Annotated in this window: 17 protein-coding genes; 2 read left to right on the top strand and 15 right to left on the bottom strand. The window is 35.4% G+C overall.

From position 1 onward, the window contains the following. Nucleotides 1-3 precede the first annotated feature (3 nt). The 8 genes from MMY79_RS06210 to MMY79_RS06175 all read right to left on the bottom strand — a co-directional run bounded on the left by MMY79_RS06210 (nt 4) and on the right by MMY79_RS06175 (nt 8,481). The gene (locus tag MMY79_RS06210) at nt 4-990 is read right to left on the bottom strand and encodes a quinone oxidoreductase (RefSeq protein ID WP_252612551.1); all 987 of its coding nucleotides are present in this window, start codon (nt 988-990) and stop codon (nt 4-6) included. A 136-nt stretch (nt 991-1,126) separates the two neighbouring features. Further along, the gene (locus MMY79_RS06205) at nt 1,127-1,879 is read right to left on the bottom strand and encodes an aspartate/glutamate racemase family protein (RefSeq protein ID WP_252612550.1); all 753 of its coding nucleotides are present in this window, start codon (nt 1,877-1,879) and stop codon (nt 1,127-1,129) included. A gap of 188 nt (nt 1,880-2,067) precedes the next feature. Beyond that, nucleotides 2,068-2,775: an ABC-type transport auxiliary lipoprotein family protein gene (locus MMY79_RS06200; protein WP_252613451.1), complete on the bottom strand. Its 708-nt coding sequence runs from the start codon at nt 2,773-2,775 to the stop codon at nt 2,068-2,070. Continuing rightward, nucleotides 2,765-4,432, bottom strand: coding sequence for an MlaD family protein (locus MMY79_RS06195; RefSeq protein ID WP_252612549.1), 1,668 nt, complete (start codon nt 4,430-4,432; stop codon nt 2,765-2,767). Before MMY79_RS06195 ends, MMY79_RS06200 begins: the two co-directional genes overlap by 11 nt. A 7-nt stretch (nt 4,433-4,439) precedes the next feature. Continuing rightward, nucleotides 4,440-5,249, bottom strand: coding sequence for a paraquat-inducible protein A (locus MMY79_RS06190; RefSeq protein WP_252612548.1), 810 nt, complete (start codon nt 5,247-5,249; stop codon nt 4,440-4,442). Then, entirely contained in the window at nt 5,246-5,854 is a 609-nt protein-coding gene (locus tag MMY79_RS06185) for a paraquat-inducible protein A (protein WP_252612547.1), read from the bottom strand. Before MMY79_RS06185 ends, MMY79_RS06190 begins: the two co-directional genes overlap by 4 nt. 213 nt (nt 5,855-6,067) lie before the next feature. Beyond that, nucleotides 6,068-6,622 carry a TetR/AcrR family transcriptional regulator gene (locus MMY79_RS06180; RefSeq protein WP_252612546.1) on the bottom strand — a complete coding sequence of 185 codons (555 nt, stop codon included), beginning with the start codon at nt 6,620-6,622 and terminating at the stop codon, nt 6,068-6,070. A 632-nt stretch (nt 6,623-7,254) separates the two neighbouring features. Continuing rightward, nucleotides 7,255-8,481, bottom strand: a complete 1,227-nt coding sequence (locus tag MMY79_RS06175; protein ID WP_252612545.1) for an oxygenase MpaB family protein — start codon at nt 8,479-8,481, stop codon at nt 7,255-7,257. Nucleotides 8,482-8,591: 110 nt separating this feature from the next. Here MMY79_RS06175 and MMY79_RS06170 point away from each other — a divergent pair, with 110 nt between their 5' ends. Continuing rightward, on the top strand, nt 8,592-9,650 hold the full coding sequence (locus tag MMY79_RS06170; protein WP_252612544.1) for an AraC family transcriptional regulator: 1,059 nt from the start codon (nt 8,592-8,594) through the stop codon (nt 9,648-9,650). 476 nt (nt 9,651-10,126) lie between these two features. On the opposite strand, the gene MMY79_RS06165 is transcribed toward MMY79_RS06170, so the two are convergent. The 7 genes from MMY79_RS06165 to MMY79_RS06135 all read right to left on the bottom strand — a co-directional run bounded on the left by MMY79_RS06165 (nt 10,127) and on the right by MMY79_RS06135 (nt 17,138). Then, the gene (locus MMY79_RS06165; protein WP_252612543.1) at nt 10,127-10,582 is read right to left on the bottom strand and encodes a hypothetical protein; all 456 of its coding nucleotides are present in this window, start codon (nt 10,580-10,582) and stop codon (nt 10,127-10,129) included. 536 nt (nt 10,583-11,118) lie between these two features. Continuing rightward, nucleotides 11,119-12,138, bottom strand: a complete 1,020-nt coding sequence (locus MMY79_RS06160) for a spore coat protein U domain-containing protein (protein ID WP_252612542.1) — start codon at nt 12,136-12,138, stop codon at nt 11,119-11,121. Continuing rightward, nucleotides 12,135-14,636, bottom strand: a complete 2,502-nt coding sequence (locus MMY79_RS06155) for a fimbria/pilus outer membrane usher protein (protein ID WP_252612541.1) — start codon at nt 14,634-14,636, stop codon at nt 12,135-12,137. The genes MMY79_RS06160 and MMY79_RS06155 overlap by 4 nt, the downstream gene beginning before the upstream one ends. Beyond that, a complete protein-coding gene (locus tag MMY79_RS06150) occupies nt 14,633-15,466 on the bottom strand; it encodes a fimbria/pilus periplasmic chaperone (RefSeq protein ID WP_252612540.1) in 834 nt (277 codons plus the stop codon). Before MMY79_RS06150 ends, MMY79_RS06155 begins: the two co-directional genes overlap by 4 nt. Then, a complete protein-coding gene (locus MMY79_RS06145) occupies nt 15,460-15,978 on the bottom strand; it encodes a spore coat U domain-containing protein (protein WP_252612539.1) in 519 nt (172 codons plus the stop codon). Before MMY79_RS06145 ends, MMY79_RS06150 begins: the two co-directional genes overlap by 7 nt. A gap of 3 nt (nt 15,979-15,981) precedes the next feature. Further along, nucleotides 15,982-16,530 (bottom strand): spore coat protein U domain-containing protein, encoded by a 549-nt coding sequence (locus MMY79_RS06140; protein ID WP_252612538.1) that lies wholly within the window; start codon nt 16,528-16,530, stop codon nt 15,982-15,984. A gap of 71 nt (nt 16,531-16,601) precedes the next feature. Then, nucleotides 16,602-17,138, bottom strand: a complete 537-nt coding sequence (locus MMY79_RS06135; RefSeq protein ID WP_252612537.1) for a spore coat U domain-containing protein — start codon at nt 17,136-17,138, stop codon at nt 16,602-16,604. A gap of 596 nt (nt 17,139-17,734) precedes the next feature. Between MMY79_RS06135 and MMY79_RS06130 the strand changes: the two genes are divergently transcribed. Further along, nucleotides 17,735-18,373, top strand: a complete 639-nt coding sequence (locus MMY79_RS06130) for a TetR/AcrR family transcriptional regulator (protein WP_252612536.1) — start codon at nt 17,735-17,737, stop codon at nt 18,371-18,373. Nucleotides 18,374-18,469: the final 96 nt, after the last annotated feature.

The raw sequence follows: 18,469 nt of genomic DNA, 5'->3' as shown, positions 1-18,469 counted from the left end.
CCTTCAAATTACAAAGATTGATGAGCCTATTGTTTTACGTGCTTCCAAATCACGATGAGCTTGCACGGCATCCTTTAACTCATAGCGCTGATTAATTTCAATTTTGATTCGTCCATGTCGAACATGATCAAATAATTCATTTGCCAGTTCTTTCTTCTCGACAGGATCTGCAATGTAGTCTGCCAAAGCTGGACGTGTGACAAACAGTGAACCTTTCACGGCAAGTAATACTGGATCAAAAGCAGGGATTGGGCCCGATGCAGTTCCTACGCAGACCAACAAACCACGGCGTTTTAGGGAATCTAATGAACTCATGAAGGTCGCTTGACCAACACTATCGAAAACAACATTTACACCAACGCCGCCTGTTAACTCACGTACACGTTCGGCAACATTTTCATGGCTGTAGTTAATGACATGATCACAACCATGAGCTCGCGCTACGGCAGCCTTTTCTTCTGAGGATGTTGTACCAATAACGGTCAAACCTAGTAATTTGGCCCACTGAGAAACAATTAACCCAACACCACCTGCAGCTGCATGTAATAAAATTGAATCGCCCGCTGTAAAGTCATAAATACGGCGCATTAAATAAGCAGCGGTCAACCCTCGCATGGTCATGGCTGCTGCTGTTTCACAAGAAATTTCTTCGGGTAATTTAATTAAAGCATTTGCTGGAATTAGACGGTGGGTGCTATATGCACCTAAAGTATTTAAAAAACCTGTATAAGTAACTCGATCACCGACTTTGAGCTGAGTGACTCCTTCACCTAATGCTTCAACTACACCTGAAGCCTCTACGCCCATGCCATTAGGCATTGGAATTTGATAGGTTCCATTACGAAAATATGTATCGGCATAATTTAGACCGACTGCCACATGACGTAGGCGTACTTCCCCTGCTTTTGGGTCTCCTACTTCTACGTCTTCATAGCGCATTACTTCAGGTGTTCCTGTTCCATAGAAACGTATAGCTTTCGTCAAGGTCATGTCCTATTCCATATTTTGGTTTTTTATTGAGTGCCTATAAAAGCAATAACCAAAATTACAACAGTTAGGATATGGGCCACTTTACATTTGACGACACGAGCTTAACGTTTAATGACAAAGGATATTCCAAATATTGCTAAAGAATACTCCCAGCAATTGCAGCAGACTTATGTAGATTGGCTCTATCAGAGTTTTTATTTTCATTTAAGCTAAAACTGACCGCTTCTTTTGCATGAATGGCGGTCGTATCAAATAAAGGAACCGAGAATTTAAGCTCACCAATCAACATACAAATTTCAGTACAACCCAAGATAATACCTTGGGCACCTTCAGCAATGAGCGTCTCAACAATAGTGATGTACTTTTTTTGGGAATCTGGGTTAATCACACCTAAACAAAGTTCTTCATAAATGATGCTATGAACTATCTTTCGGTCGGCTTCATTTGGAATAACGACATCAATTCCATAATCTTGTAATCGGGCTTTATAAAAATCTTGCTCCATTGTAAAAGCTGTCCCTAACAGTGCAACTTTACCAATGTTTTGACTCAAAATTTCTTTTGCCGTTGCATCAGCGATGTGTAAGAAAGGAACGGTAATTGAATCTTCAATCTGTGCAGCAACTTTGTGCATGGTGTTGGTACACAACAAAATACAATCTGCCCCTGCTTTTTCTAAATTTTGTGCTTGCTCAGCTAAATATGCGCCAGCCTCTTGCCACAAACCCTTCGCTTGCAAGGCTGCTATTTCTTCAAAATCGACACTATTAATAATGACCTTAGCAGAATGCAATTTTCCTAATTTATGATGAACCATTTTATTGATTTGTTGATAATAAAGGGCTGTAGACTCCCAACTCATTCCACCTAATAAGCCGATTGTTTTCATTATTGAATCCTTCTATTTATGCAAAACTTATCTATATCTCTTATGGGTAAAGTGTAGCTAGAATAAAATTGCTTTATTAAATTTATATAGCAACTAAAGCCTGTTTAAATGCAAAAAAAGCCCCTTAACTATAAGGAGCTTTAAATTAGGCATAGAACAAAAAATAATTACAGATAATTCGTTAATTACTACGAACAAACACCATTGCTAATAACCGATTTTTTATTTGAATCTAGTGCCACAATTGAAGAAGAAACCGTATTAATGATTTGGGTCATTGCCTCACTTGAAGCACTCACAATCGCATCCATCTTTTTAGCTTTTTGATCAATCGGCTGCTGAAAAGCAATTCTACAATTGAGCTGAGATCCTGCATTCGTAATGACTTTTGCATTATTTGACTCTAATTGACTAGGCGGTATTTGGCGTTTCACCACCCAAGACACCGCAATATTAATATAGCTTTTATCTACAATATCAAAATGAGAAAAATCTGTAGAAACTCGATATAACGGTTGATTATTTCCAGCAAGCCCACTGCTATAACTGTCAATTGCACCTAATTTTTGCTGTAAACCCGCCGACAAGGTATCGCGTAATTGTGTACCCATAGTCGATGTCCAGCGCTCATTATTTAACACCGTAGATTTACCACTACTGTCTTGTAACACCAAAGGCGCGCGGTCTAATCGGTCTGGAATCCCGACTGGTAATACTTCAATCACTTGCACAGTTGATTTGGTAGCCGCAGTGATTTTAGGAGAAATCGTATAATAGTTTGGCGTTGGCGAACTCGAACATGCTGTCATGGCAACTGCCGTTAAAAGCAGACCGCTCCCAAGCAGCCATTTGGCTGCTTTAGGATGTTGAAAAGATAGAGTGTTTTTATTTTTCATCATCGGCCTCTGGTGTCTTACCACGAATAATTGATTCAGGATGTTGTTCAATATAGTCTGACATTAATTGTAATGACGCTGCCGCACGTGTCATTTGCTGCAATGCTTTGCGTACGTCTTGTTGTAACGGCGCATCGCTCGACAAAATAGACTCAGATGATCTTACAGTTTTACGAACATCGTCTAAGGTTGCTTGTAAACCTGGTGCAACTTTCCCATCTAATTGTTTAACCAGTTTGTCGGTAGACGCAATTGCGGTGTTCATATTATTGAGCGTTTTACGCACATCTTGCCCAATCTCAACTAACGGGAATTTCGTTAACTTATCAGCAATCTGAGAAACTTGAGCTTGTAAACCACTCAGTTCAGTTGGTGTAGTCGGAATCACCACACGGTCATCACTCAAAATTTGTAATGTCGCTGGTTTAGCTTTAGGGAACTTATCTAGTGCAATATAGTTTTGACCCGTGAGTAGGTTGCCTGTTCTCATTTGAGCACGCCATCCATGTTCAACAAAATCTTTGAAAATTTCACTATTTGGATTAAGCGCCTGACCATTTTCAACACGTGAAGGATAGATAACTGCCTCAACACGCATACGCATCTGCTTATAGTTGTTATAAAACTCTGCATTAATTGATTTAACATTACCAATTTCAATGCCCATGAAATCAATTGGTGCGCCAACAGATAGTCCACGCAATGAATGATCAAAATACATAATCACGCCGCGAGGTTGACCATCTGGTTCTTTTAATGCCTCAGATTTTGAGTCCCAAAGATTAAAGCGACTCTGATTTGCTGCCATCGTAGCATGCGAGCTTTCAGGGAATCCAAACGCAATCCCCCCTGCGACAATACTTGCCAGAGATTGAGTATCTAAATTAAAGCCCGAAGCATTTAAGGTCACATCGATCCCGCTCGCCTGCCAAAAACGTGCATCGGTGGTTACAAACTTGTCATACGGCGCACGGATAAAAGTTTGCAGTTCTACGGTTTTACCATCATCAGATAATTTATAGGCTGTAATCTGCCCCACATTAATTCGACGATAATAAATTGGAGAACCGACATCTAAAGACCCCAAATCATCTGCATTTAAGAAAAATACTTTTCCGGGAACATCAGAAGAAATGACTGGTGGCACTTCTAATCCAGTAAATTCGAACTTATCTTCTTCTGACTTTCCGCCATCCACTTCAATATATGAACCTGACAATAAGGTGTCTATTCCTGAAACTCCACTCGTCCCAATACGCGGTCGAACAACCCAAAATCGCGAATCTTTTGCTGCAAAGTTACTTGCACCTTTGCGCAAATCAATTCTAGCAATAACGTGTGAACGGTCATCTGAAAGATCAATTTGCCGTACTACACCAATATCCACCTGCTTATAACGGACTGTTGTTTTACCGGCAACTAACCCTTCAGCTGTGCGAAAAGACACATCAATGCTAGGGCCATGAGACAGTAACGCCTTTATCGCCAACGAAAGCGCGATTAAAAGAGCAATTAATGGAATGAGCCAGATTAATAAAGGCTTCCATCGACTTTTCTTTTCTTGGGGTTCTGGCAAATCATTCATGTTATCCAGTTCAACATCCGGATCACGATGATCTGAGTTACCAGTGGTTATTTCATTTTCAGACATACTCATTGTTCTTTTATTGACTGGGATTAATAGAATCATTATTCAACGGCGGATGTTCTGCCTGAATAATCTTTGGTTTTTCTGAAGCAAAAGAAGAAGGTTTATTGGTATTTTGAGATGCGTAGAAGTTATCCCAAATAATACGTGGGTCAAAACTTAACGATGCAAACATGGTTAACACCACAACCGCACCAAAAGCAATCGAACCCGGCCCTGCTAAAATCGTAGCAAGCGATTGAATCTGAATGAGTGCTGTTAAAAGTGCGACTACAAATACATCAATCATTGACCAACGGCCAATAAACTCAACAATTCGATATAACTTAACGCATTGCTCAGGTAAAAAATTCCAACCTGCCGATTGTTGAAGATATACCGCCACTAATAAAAAATACAAAATCAGCAGCTTCAACATGGGAATAAAAATACTGGCCATGAAAATAACCACTGAAACCAGATAGTCTCCGCTTTGCCAAAAGTAAATGACCCCACTCATGATGGTATCTTGTTGACTACCCAAAAGTGAGTCAGTAACCGTCATGGGAAGTACATTGGCCGGAATATAGAGAATGGTCGCAGCCACCACTAAGGCAAAAGTTCGATTTAAACTCGCTGGTTTACGTGAATGCAGTACGCTATTACATCGAATACAACGTAAAACTTGATGGCTTTGGTTGAGTCGTCTTTTATCATTTTGAGCAGAATTTACAACACCACAGCAGTGACACACTATTAATGAAAGATCTTTGGCTCTTGGATATTGCTTAAGGTCCAACTCGTGCTGCGAGCTTTTTGTTTGGGTCACTTTTTTTATCATTTTCATGGCAGTGACCTATCAATTTCATTCCATATATCACTTACCTTTATGGAAGTAATATAGACCAACAATATGCTTAAGATCGCAAACGCCCATAATGCAATTTCGGGAATCACCAAGACCATTCCCATTAACTTTACAAGTGTGACCAAAATTCCGATTAAAAACACCTCAACCATTCCCCACACTCTCATAAAAAAAAGTGTGCGTAAGGCAATCACCAAAAACGTTGGCCGTTTCTTCAACACACTCACTGTACCCAGCACATAGGACAGTAATAAAAGATAGGTAAGCGGCACAATAAAAGTAGTGATTAAAATGAGTACGCCAACGAAAGCCCGATCATAATGAAACATCACCCAGACTGCACCAAGTAAGGTGGTTTCAGATGTGTTTCCCTGTAATTCAATTTTTACAATCGGAAAGCTATTGGCAAGAATAAATACAATTAAGGCAGTTAAAATTAAAGCTAACAGTGTTGAAAAAGGTTTGGTGTGCCGATAGAGTTCAGCACCGCAGCATAAGCAATAAGCTCTTTTTCCATAAGCAAGTGGGGTTCTACGATAGACAGTATCGCACTCCTCACAACCTGCTAATTCTTTAAGCTTCATAGTTATACTCTGAAATTTATAGTTTTACTGTATCAGTCACTGCTTGCTACAACGCTTGCGTAGAATTCTACTTCTAAGCAATGTGCCAAACTAATCTCATTTCTTCAAGAGAAAATTGAATACCGACTTTACGGTTTACTTTATTAAATTATAGAAATAACAGAAAACGATATAAGAAACTCCTTTCTTAAAAGGAGCTTTTTTTGCTAACTCTTAATGAATCATAGTTAAAAAATAATTTAGTAATCTATCTCGATCATCTACCTGATTTTCCCCTAAAAGTTGGACTATAGCGCCATCAATCACAAATAAAAACAGGTGTGCATCTTCAATTGAAGCCGTAACTTTTAACGTTAAAAGTAGTTTATAAATTTCATTAATGAGCCAATTTCGATAGTCAATCACGACCTTGTAGGCTGTTGGATAAAGCTTTTCAATTTCAAAAATGGCTTTAAATAGCAAATGGTAAAAGCCCTCTACATCTGCATGTAAATAGAAAATTTTCTTGAGCTTATCAAACAACATGAGTTCACGATAAGAATGGATAATTGAAAACACCTCGTCTTTTAATGCATCTTTTTGAAAAGTCAGACACATCTCGATGAGCTTTTCTTTGGAGTGAAAATCATTATAAAAAGTGGATTTGGAAATTCTGGCTTCAGCAATAATTCGGTCGACACCGACATTATGAAAGCCATGTTGATTAAATAGATCTTTTGCCGCGTGGAGCACTCTTAATGCTCTAAATGAATGTTCTAAATTTGGCATAAATATTCTGCTCAAAGATATTTTTTTTGTATATAAAAGAGATAGAAAGGCCGTCACTCTTAAAATGAGCGATAAAAACGGACAACTTAGGCACACAAAGCCGTGCCAGAGCCTATCTCAAGCTTTATTGTTGATATGATTTTTTAGTCGTAATGATCTAAAGGCTAAACCGATAAATGTTTAAACCGTTTTAAAGACCAGTTGAGCGGTATGGATAGAGAGAGCTTGGCAAAGGCAAAAAAATAAAAAGAAATAGTACGCATAGAGGACTCCTCATGTCTAAAGAAGTTCTACCGAATTACTGTCAAATAATTATGGTGGCAGAACGAGAGAAGGTTGACAGACTGGTTAGACGCCAGCACACCCGAAAGTGTCCCTCTCCCGTCCTACCTCTACGGGAGGAGACGAGGAGCTTACGCACAAAACTATTCCTCAGACGGAATAATTCTGATGCGGTCTAAAACAGCCTGTCAAAGCCGGCTGGCGATGTAGGCCAGCAGGCAAAGGATAGTGTTCAAGTTTATTGGCGTCAAGCACACAAAATGACATTTGTTTTAAATTAGATCATTAAAAAAGTAAGGCTAAATAATTAGAATTTATTGTTAAATTAGGTTTATATAACTATTTAATTATTAACCCCTCTCATAGCTAAGATCGGCACGAGTATTTTTGATAATCCGTTGCATAAACTGATTGCGTTGTTTAGCTTTATATTTACCCAAACGATTAATACCATTAGGTACAACGCGTGCAACTGACGTAACAACAAAGTTCTTAACAAATGAGCCACCGACCAAAGCTATACCTGTCATTGATTTTTTTGGGAAAGTTAGTGAGCTTGCGATCTCTTTACCAAGCATTAAATGAGCAAGTGTACTAATATAATCTTGAGTCATTTTTCTTTGAATACGGTCTTTAAGTTTATTCTGATCAAAACCTATTATTTCATCTAAGGATTGCCAGAGCGCACCTCCCAACATGGCGGATGTCTCATCTGGTATAAAAACTTGATCTAGTTCAATCCAAGTTAAACGCCAAATATCCGCTTCATTTGTTGGAATAAGAGAAGGATGTACCCCGACAACATGTGCTATTAAACGCCACAAATGAAAAATATCTTCACGCTCTTGTTTCGCTGAAAGGATTCCTAAAATATTTGCACCCAAAGTTGCAAGTAAAGCAAATGGTAAAATTGTTGCTGTATAAATAACTTGATGAATAGGCTCATCCCACTGATCAAAATCCCAGTCATTTTTAGATTTCATAGCTTTTCGCATATGTGCATGAATCATTCTTATTCGTATACATGCTTTATATCCTGAACTAAAACGACTAGACATGCCATTTGGAGCAGTGACATCATTAAACCAATTTAATGTTTCTACAGCACGCTTTCCTGCTTTTTTATAAAGATCTCCCGATCTTAGTAAAACGTGATTGGCAACAGGGGCAACATAACTCACGGCTAAACCTGGAATAAAAATAGCAAAACTCTCTTTACCTATCGTTTTGTACAAACGAGTAGCACGATTAAGTCTTTTTTGATCCACCCAATATGGGAAGTCATCCACTACAGCAAAAAAATCTATAAGTTCTTGAGGTGGGTTATCAACAGTCTCAATGCCATATTCAAGCGCTTGATTAAACATCTGTCTAGATGAAGATCCAACTCTATGCATACACTCAACTAAATTATCTGCTACGGGATCACCAATCTGCCTAAAACAGTTAAAAGATGCTATTTGCGCTTCTGTAGCATTCGGTGCATCTTCATTAAAAAACCTAGAGGCTACATTAAAAGGGAATCGCTTCATTGCACTTGGATTTTCAACAACTGCATAAGAATATTTAGCCAACATCTGGGATCTCAAAATGATCAAATATTATTTTATAAGTTATTAAAAAAATACTTCACACAATAGGTGTAGCTATGCCATATTAATAATCAGTTTAGGCCAAGACTAAGTATATGCAAGATCCTTTCGGCTTATTTAATGAGACAATATCTATCTCGTATGCTCATCTTTTATTAGAGATTTGCGAAAAATATGATATTAGTGCTGCGATTCTTCTAGAAAATACAGGGCTATCCTTATTAGACATCAAGCAATATGATGCAAAGATGAGTGCACATCAATGGTCTAAACTAGTAGCCAATGCACTTCAGCTGACTGGTAACAACCGTCTAGGAATAGAATACGGATCAGCTTTACGACCAACGGCCCATGGCTCATTAGGTTTTGCTTTTTTGAGTTGCGTAGATGTAGAAACAGCTCTAAATCTTTGTCAACATTTTTTCTGTACACGTATTCAAAGTTTCATACCTAATTGGACTTTCGACGAAAAACTTGTATACATTTATCTGGATGATGTTCACCCAGTAAAATTAGGTGATGAAGAGCAGTCTCAACAACTAAGAGCATTTTTAATTGAAAGTCTTTTATTTGGTGGAATTCATTTATTAGAACTACTCATTCAAGAAAATTTAGAGAACTGTGAAATTTTTCTAGATTGGTGTGAATCTTCAGACTATGAAGAGATTTTAAATAAAAATATAAAATATCATTTTAATAGTAAACGGAATGCCATCGCTTTTCCTTTAAAATATTTAAAACAGCTCAATCCACAAGGTGATTTAGTTGCCTTCCAACAAGCTATTCAATACTGTGAAAAAGATAAAGGTTTAATAGTAAAAGACGCCACACATCATTTGCAAAATTCGATAAAGATGGAACTTTTACATAATTTCAATAAAAACTATCCATCTCTTCCCGAGATTGCTAAACGTTTAAATATGTCTGAAAGAACGATTAAACGCCATTTACAGAAACAAGGAACTAGCTTTCTTCAAATTCTCAATGAGATTCGTTTCAAGGAAGCAAAAAAACTTTTAGCAAAAGAACAATATAATATTCAAGATATTGCAAACTTGATCGGATATGAAGAATCTACTAACTTTGTTAGGGCTTTTAAAAAATATTCAGATATAACTCCTCATCAATATAGAAAAAAATTAAAGTCTGAATAGACTGTACATTCAGAAAACAGAATGCAAGCAAAATTAGCTTCATCTAGAGTTTCTGGACAATAAATCCCATCCACTGATAAACCTGATCAACTTACCTTGCTTATTTGGCAAGTTAAAAGCAATAAGTTTCTATCTTCGGTTGATATATTCTAAGTAGCCCCTTCCCACTAATGGCTAATCATAGAATTCACCTTGCCATGCATATGAAGAAACAAAACCAGCAGCCAATCCAAAAACAATAAGGAGTGTCTACATGTGCTGAAATATCTAAAACCTAAAACAAAAAAGCCAACTCTTTCGAATTAGCTCTAATTACCTCATGACCACTTCTATAAAAATTGCTTTTGATTTTATTGTTCTCAACAATCTTCATCAATTTTTGTTATCGGTTTAAATTAACCTTTCTTTATGACAACTCAATTAAAAAAATACCGCCCGAAGGCGGTTTGCTGAAAATTACACTTACCCAGTCACGTTCACTTTTTCAAGGTTTTTGTGAAAGCTTTAGAATTAAAGTATTCCATAATTTCCTCGCCCTGGTTTTTAGATTTTTCATCAGGTAAAGCTACCGAGTCAAACTCTAGTCTTAAGCTAATAAATTCAGGAATAAAGTTTTTGATTGGAGGCGGTGCTTTAGGCCCACCTTCAGTAATTTTTTCAATAAATCCCGCTAACCATAAAATATATTCATTTTCATGATCATAATGGGGAACCAAACTTACATCTATTTTTACTTTACATTCATTTAGTGGCTTACTAAATGCTTCATTGAAATCAATATAGTTGTATTTAAGTTTAAATACGGTTCCTAAGATTTCTTTACGAATAAAAGTCATCAGATTATTAAGATTTTCAATAGAATCATCTGAAAAGAGCTCATTTTCTTTAACTTTCCTATACACACTTTCTGCAATCATCAGATATTGAGGCATTAAGTTATCCTGTTATTAAGTGGTATTTGGATTGCTCTTAAAGTAAGTATGCTTTAAGTTTTGTAACTTTAAGAAACAATAAGCAAATATTGTATAGTTAATATTAATAGATATTTCCAATTAATTTTATTTTTTTAAATTATTTGATTAATTTTAAATTAATTCATTAAAAAACGAACAGATAAAATTATTACTTACAATTCCATCTTGAGCCAAATAATTGATATAACTTTAAAAGAAATAGCATTTTTTTATAGATTTTTTATCTTAAATAGGATCAATTCATGAAAAATATCTAAAACAGAAATAAGCGACCGAAGTGATGAACTCAGCCCTCAATCCAAACTAACAATAAGATAAAAATTTAAGGATTAAAATCATAAAAATCGTGATCAGTTTGAACTGCACAATAAAACTCAATATTTCCGACTTCCGAATTATTACCAAAAAAACTTCATTAATAATATTTTATCTAAATTAGATGCGATTAAAAACCCGCTACCGAGTTTTTAATCTTCGGCTAAACCATCAATTAATCAAAATTCGACTTGTACCGTTACGGTGTCTTGATAAGTTCCCGCAGGGACAGTGTCTGCATTTTCATCAGTAATTTTGGTAGTAAAAATATAGTTCTGCTGTGTAACCGCATCATGCACACCCGGATTAATCGTCGCATTTAAACTCGACCAACGTTCACTACCACTTCCCCATCGATCATTGGATGAGTTTTTAAAAATATCATATTTTAAAAATACATTACCCGATTGAGATTTCATCGCCCTCTGGTTGCCATTTTGTGGAGATAACCCATTATTCAGACTGACGTAATATGGGGTCTTTAAAGAACATCTAATTCCCATAGAAGACTGTACAGGTTCAAGCTTCGATGCAAACGCAGCCGTACCGAAGTTAACATCTTGAGTTAAAATCCGGCAGTCAGGAAGCACAGTAATAGAAAGTGAACCAAGCGAGTCAGCCCCACTTCCCCAGTTAAAGCCAATACCTAATGCACCGCGTCTAAATCCAGGACTTTCAAAAAAGACCCCGATTCCAATAATCGCAACTGCGGGTACGGAATAAAACCATTTTACTTTCAATGGTGAATCAGCCTGATACACACCCGGCGATACACTTTGACCAGCAGGAAGTCGTATATAAAACGGTAAATTACCATCTGGGCCGCTAAAAAGGTTGACCAGCGTAAAGCTACTCATGTCTTTTTCTTGGCCTAAACTTATGATTTCATTATTACTGTCTAAAATAATAGCATTGAGCTTTTCTCCGGTCTGAGCATTAGTGAATGAATTCGACATTTGCTCAACCCGATATTTTAAATAGGTCATATTAGCCAAAGCCAAACTAAAACCTGTACATGACAAACCCGAGTTAAATTGAGACGAGTTCTCACCATTTTCCATTAAGTAGATAGACGGAACTGAAATAGATGATGTACCTGAAGCATTGACCCCACATGAGGCATAAGCCAAGTTTACGCTCAACATGAGTCCAGCAAATAGACTCAAATGGCTCAGTAATTTTTTTGTTTTTATGTTCATGGTAAAGATACCTCATGGCAAGTAACAGGTTTAATCACCACAATCTGCTGCTTGGCTTGTTCTACATCGACAGAAAAATCTGCTTTACATATTGACTGATCTGAATGTTGAACAGTAATGGTGTTATTGGCCTTTAAATTTTCTAGATAAACAATACCATCCATGCCCACATAAGAAGATTCTTGGTCTGCTCTATGAACCACAGAACCTACAGAAATTGGTTTGCCATTTTCTTGGGTAAGATAAACGTTTGCAGCAAGAGACTGGTGAACTGGAAACTTAATAACAACTCCAGAACCACGTTTAGCAGAAATACGTTGTTCAACTTGAGTAATTGTAAAATTCGAAGGAAGATCAATAGGGTCAACACTATATTTACCCGAATAGTAAGGCGTTACTGACGGTACAAAAATATGACCCTTTTTATTACTACGACCAATTAAACTGTTTTCGTATTTTACTAAAACATCAGATACTTGATTGGTATCGACTAATGCAAAAGACTCACCTAAACGATTTGAAGCAAACAACTCACCTGACATATATACCAACGAGCCAGACAGCCCAAACCAATAGTTATAATCTTGATTTCCAGATAATCCAAAATCGGTATTAATATAATTGTTACGGTAATTTACCCGTGCCTGATTTAAATCTTCACTATTTTCATTAAAGCGTCTGGTTAAATCGACTCCAAAACCGCCTTCGGATGGTACAGAATGATTAAAATTAATATAACCATAATTACCATGATCATTAAATGAATAACCTGTATTGGCAGTAGACCTGCGTTGAAATAGCGGCACAGAAAGCTGAAATGCAGCACTCCATTCTTTATCAATAAAATCACGGTTTGCACTTAATGAAACAGTTACCCCGTTCATATAAGTTGGTAAAATTGGTGCCCATGATAAATTTAACAATCTATTTTTAAAGTCATTTGCTTCAGTATTAATATAGCCCACCCCAAATGTACCTGAGTTTCTAGTCGCAAAATAAGTATTTGCTGTAAGGCTTTTATTACTATTTACTGAAATTAAATTACTATATTGCATTCTTGAAAGATCAGTATATTCATCATCACGTTGATTATGATTAATGCTAAAACCAAATCGATTACGGTTATAACTATAGCCAACCGTATATTGTTTTCCGTCAAGATCTTTAACTTGGTCTTGAGCTATAGATTTATCAGCTCTACTTTGTGTAAAAGAAGCGCTTAATACACCCCAATTTGCTAGCTTTAAAACAGACCCAGCGCCTAATAATTGTAAGTCTGATGAAAGCTCTGTACGCCCTTCTACTGTAAGCCAGTCATTTACCCCATAACGGGCATCGGCAGCACTTGCAAACTTTCCATAAGAAAAGTTCTTAAGGCCATAATCTTCCCTAATCTTTCCTAAAGATAATGAATAATCAAATAGGCCAGGTTTTAATAAAGTATTTGAAATATAAAAAGGTACAGACGTAGTAACTTGACGACCAACCGCATCAGTTGTAACTACAACTGCTTCACCCTTACCATTAATAAAAGGAACATTATTTAAAATAAATGGACCAGACTGCACATCTGTTGAGCTTGCTTTTTGTCCATTAATAATTAAATCAACAGTGCTTGGTAAGGCAGCTTGCCCAATAAATTGTGGTAATGGGTAAGTAATTAAATCGGGTCGCGTTGAGTAGTTACGCTGAACTTGAAATCCGCCCAACCTAACAGAACTGCCCCAAGTCGTTTTATTACCGGTGATAATGTCACCAAGTAAAAAAGATGTTGCATTCTTCTGATTATCAAATTGCCAAGATGTGTCATAACGTCGATAGCCATCGCTATTGAACGACTCTAGGTTGTCTTCATTTTTATACTGATTTTTTACATAGACTCCAGAATTTTTAATTACGCCTAAAGGTGAGAAAAAACGTTGCTCCGTAAATAAACTACTTGTTGAGCCACCTTGATAAGGTCTGTAAGTATAAAAATCATAGTTATTCAGCAAGCCAATTCCTGATTGAGCTATTTCTGGCTTATACCATGAGTCTTTACCCAAAATCTGTGTTGGCATCCAAGCGGGTGGAATATTTAGCTGAAAATATTGATTTGACGAATTATATTCATAACTCACTTCTTTCAAGCGATCTAAAGAAATCCAGTCTGTTGCTTCTCCACTAAACCCTAAAGTTAAAATATCTTTATCTGTTAATACAGTTTCACTATTTGAAAGCAGCATTTCTTCTGGAATGCTAATTTCCAATTCATCAACCAGCTTCTTTTTTTGTATAAAATATTGGTCATTTTTAACAATGATCGGAACCACTTGCTGAATAGGGTATTTATTCACAATTAAGTCTAAATATAATTTAAACAATTGATTAATATCACTTACATCTTTAGGCGCTGGCGGCAACTCTCCAGCAAACACCACCTTAGGAACGCTTAAACAACCACCAGCCAAGAAAACCAACAAAATACTTTTGCACAAGGTATTATGCTGAAGGATCATGATGGATCCTCCATTTTTGTAATTTCGATTAATTCTTGTTTTACACCTGAGCTATCAACACCATATAGGGTAGAACTTTTTAATAACGTATTGGCAGTCGACTTATCTATTGCAAATTTTACAGTGCTATTTGATAACACATAACCAAAAGCGGCTTTACCTAAAGCAATATTGGATGCTGTTTTTGATGCTTTAACTGCCGAAAGTCGGGCAAATTTCTGACCACTATTTTTAAGATATAACTCTGCTTGCCCCTGATCATTATTACGGATTGACCACTGCAAAACTGGTTTTGCTAAAGCATTTTTTGCATTAAGTTTTTGGCTTTCCTGCGTTAATCCACTACCAAGTCCTTTCCCATAGGCAAAAAGCGGAATTGAATAACGCATTTGGAAATTTACTTTAGATGCATCTGGCTCATTTCCATCAGAAAGGCGGATAGGTAACTCATCAACAATCAAACGATATGATTGTTCTTTACCATCTGGCAAATTAATACTTTTTGTTAGACGCAACATGTGCTTCTCACCTGCTTTTATTTTTGCTACAGGTGGACTTGGTATAATCTCTAATTGCTCACTGTAATTATCTTTTAACCCATCTTGATTCCATTTAAAAACTCGAATCTGAACCATGGCATCAGACTTACCAGTATTTTGTAACCAGACCGCAGTTGCTTTTTCATTTGCTTCAATTTTGGGATAAATTGGCCAAATTAAAAAAGTTGCTTGTGCCATTACCGGAGTAACAAGTGATAATGTACTTGCAAATAAAAAAGATTTTAAAATGCCATTTTTAATAAATGCTGAATTTTTCATACAAATCACCAAGTAATCATTATTGAAACAGTATCTTTATAAATTCCGGTTGCTCTGGCTTCATTATTATTTCCCAGATCAACAACACCATATATTTCGAAATTGACTAAATGATTTGCTACACTTGTAGTAGGAAGAGAATATGTATTCCCTACTAAATATTCAGTAGTCAGACCACTTGAGTTATATAATTTATAAGCAATATAATCAGAAGATGTGCTATTTTTCATGCGTCTAGTATTATTTTCTAGATTATCACCACCATCTAATGAAACATTAACTGGTAAATTCTCTGTGCAACGAATATTCCAAGTAGAGTTTGTATTAATAACATTTGAAACAATCTTATTATTAGATAAAGCTGAATATTGACCAAAATCGATCATTTGCTCAATATTATCTATTGAACAACCATTTTCAATTGTGGCTTGAACTTTAAAGCTAGATGAGCTTTGTGGATCAGCAGCATACAAAGATTGACTATAAAAACCTAAAAAAAACCCAGTTAACCAATAATATTTCATATTTTAAAACTCAATAGTAATCGGTACTACATCTCTATATTCCCCTTTGGAAATACGACTACCATCATTTATTGCTTGTCCAAAAATATCTATATTTTTTTTAATATTCATATCATTAAAAATAAAGACCTCATTAGATTTAATGACTTGCTTATTTAAACCATATAACAAATTATAAGCTACAAAGCTTGTACCATTAGTTAATGCATGATAATAATTTTGTGAGAATGATGATGGGACATTACTATCATTATTTCCTGCACCAAAAATAACTTTCACTGTAGAAATACCAGCACACTGAATCTGAAAACCAGCATTACCATTATTAACTAAGCTCGCATCTAACACACCACTAAAAGCAGAGCTTACCTCTCCAAAATCGATATTACCAAAGTTTAAATTTACAGTATTATTCTCAACGATTTGACCATTTATAGAACAAGAGGGTAATAATTCAATTTGTGTATTTAATTTAGCCCCAATTTCACCCGCATTAACTGAAGAAACAAAAAAACTGAAAGATATAAATGCAAAAGCACGACCGAGTATCATCTTCTCTCCATTTAAAACAGGCTTACTCAATGATGAGCAAACCTGCCACTCAATTAATTATTTCTTATAAATTAGAAATTTACTGTAACTAACAAAGTATCTGTATAGTCACCTTGAGCTTTTGCTGTACCTGTATTTGGAGCAATTGCACCGAAAACTGGTACGGCTGTAGCTTCGCCACCTACAGCACTAAATTGTTGAGGTTGATTAACAACATAAAGGTTTGTACGTGCAGCATCGCGATAAACGTTATAGTTAACTAAATCAGCAGATGCCGTATTTTTTAAAGTACGGTCTGTACGTTCACCGCCATCAATTGCAACTGTAAAATCAACAGGATCAGTGCCATCACAAGTTACTGAAATGTCACCGCCGCTTGCAGCAGAAGCTACTTCAGCTGTCAAAACGTTATTCCAAGTACCAGAAGTTTTACCAAAATCTAAAGTACCAAACTTGTTCATATTTCCTTCAGTTTGACTACCGCCTACAGTACAGCCAGTTGAAACATTTAATTTAACGTCAACTTGGCCAGTAACAGCTGCTTGAGTATTTACTGCGTAACCAGCAACTATTAATACTGCAAGAAGTGATTTCTGAATTTTTTTCATATTCATAACCTACATATATAATGATTAAATTTGCAGAACAAAATGAATCAGACTCGAAAAATAAAATGCCGCCCATTTGTTTTATATACAAAACAAACTACATATTTACCATTGTGTGATTCTTTTCACAATTTAATAACAATTATTTAACTTGTATACATAGATTACAAAAAGACAATGCTGTTTTATTTAAATTTCAAATTTTAAGTAATATAAATAATTCATAAAAAACTCTTAATTCCTATCTACAATACTATAAATTATATTTTTTCAAACAAATGACATATGCATAATAATTAAGCATAAACAAAGAATTACTCTTTTAAATACAATAATTTAAAAATTTAAAAAATAATAATATTTACCTAATTATTCAAATAGATAAGTTGACCTATCGTTCAACTTTCCAAAAAAGATAAAATAAGTCATCTGACCTATTTTTTTCATTTTATTTATGTCACCCGACCTATTGTTAATCACATTTAGGTCAATAGACCTATAATTATATTAATAGTTTTTTTATATTTTATTTATATTTTTATAAATTCATGGTTTAAAATGCGATTTGTTTTTTAATTTTAGCTACAGGCTGGATAATGATCAAAATTGATACTTTTGATACCGAAAATGGAAAGAAGTCTTTTACTACAATTAAAGGACAAGAAAGAATAAAGCAAATTTTAAAAAATGCTGAAATAGTATTTTTTACTAAAGGCTATTCAGGTTTTAGTATGAGAGGAGTTGCAAACCAATCTGATATAAGTCTAAGTACATTACAACATTACTTTAAGAATAAAGATACGTTATTAAAAGCCTTACTTAAAAAGTTAATTTCTGATTATATAAATCGAATCGAACATTTAATTTCTTTGAATTCAGCCGAACTCCCTCTTCATCGTTTTATGGGTATCATTAGCAATATAATTTATGAGATAGAACAGCCTATAATTACAAACACATTTAAAGAATTTTTTTCTATTTCTGATCATCTACCTTATGTACATGAAGCTTTGACAATACTACAAAAGTATAACTTTGAACTTATATATAAAATTATTCTCCCAATACACACAAAAATATCATCAGAAGAGTATAAAGAAAGAGCCCTTATTATAATTACCCAATTGAATGGATATTTAGTCCAATATTCGAACAAAAATACAGATGAGTACCATAAGGTATTTTTAAGAAATATTCTTTTGAAAAATATATCAAGATTAGTGAGCGAACCATAAGCTAAAAAACATAGGAGCAGCCTCTCCTATGTTTAATAATAGACTTTCATTGCACCCTGAATATTTTTAAGCTATTGAAATATTTTAAATAATAAT

This window comes from Acinetobacter sp. XS-4, from assembly GCF_023920705.1.
Taxonomy (GTDB): Bacteria; Pseudomonadota; Gammaproteobacteria; order Pseudomonadales; family Moraxellaceae; genus Acinetobacter.
Note: the sequence above shows the minus strand (reverse complement) of the source record. Positions and strands in the feature narration are given on the sequence as shown.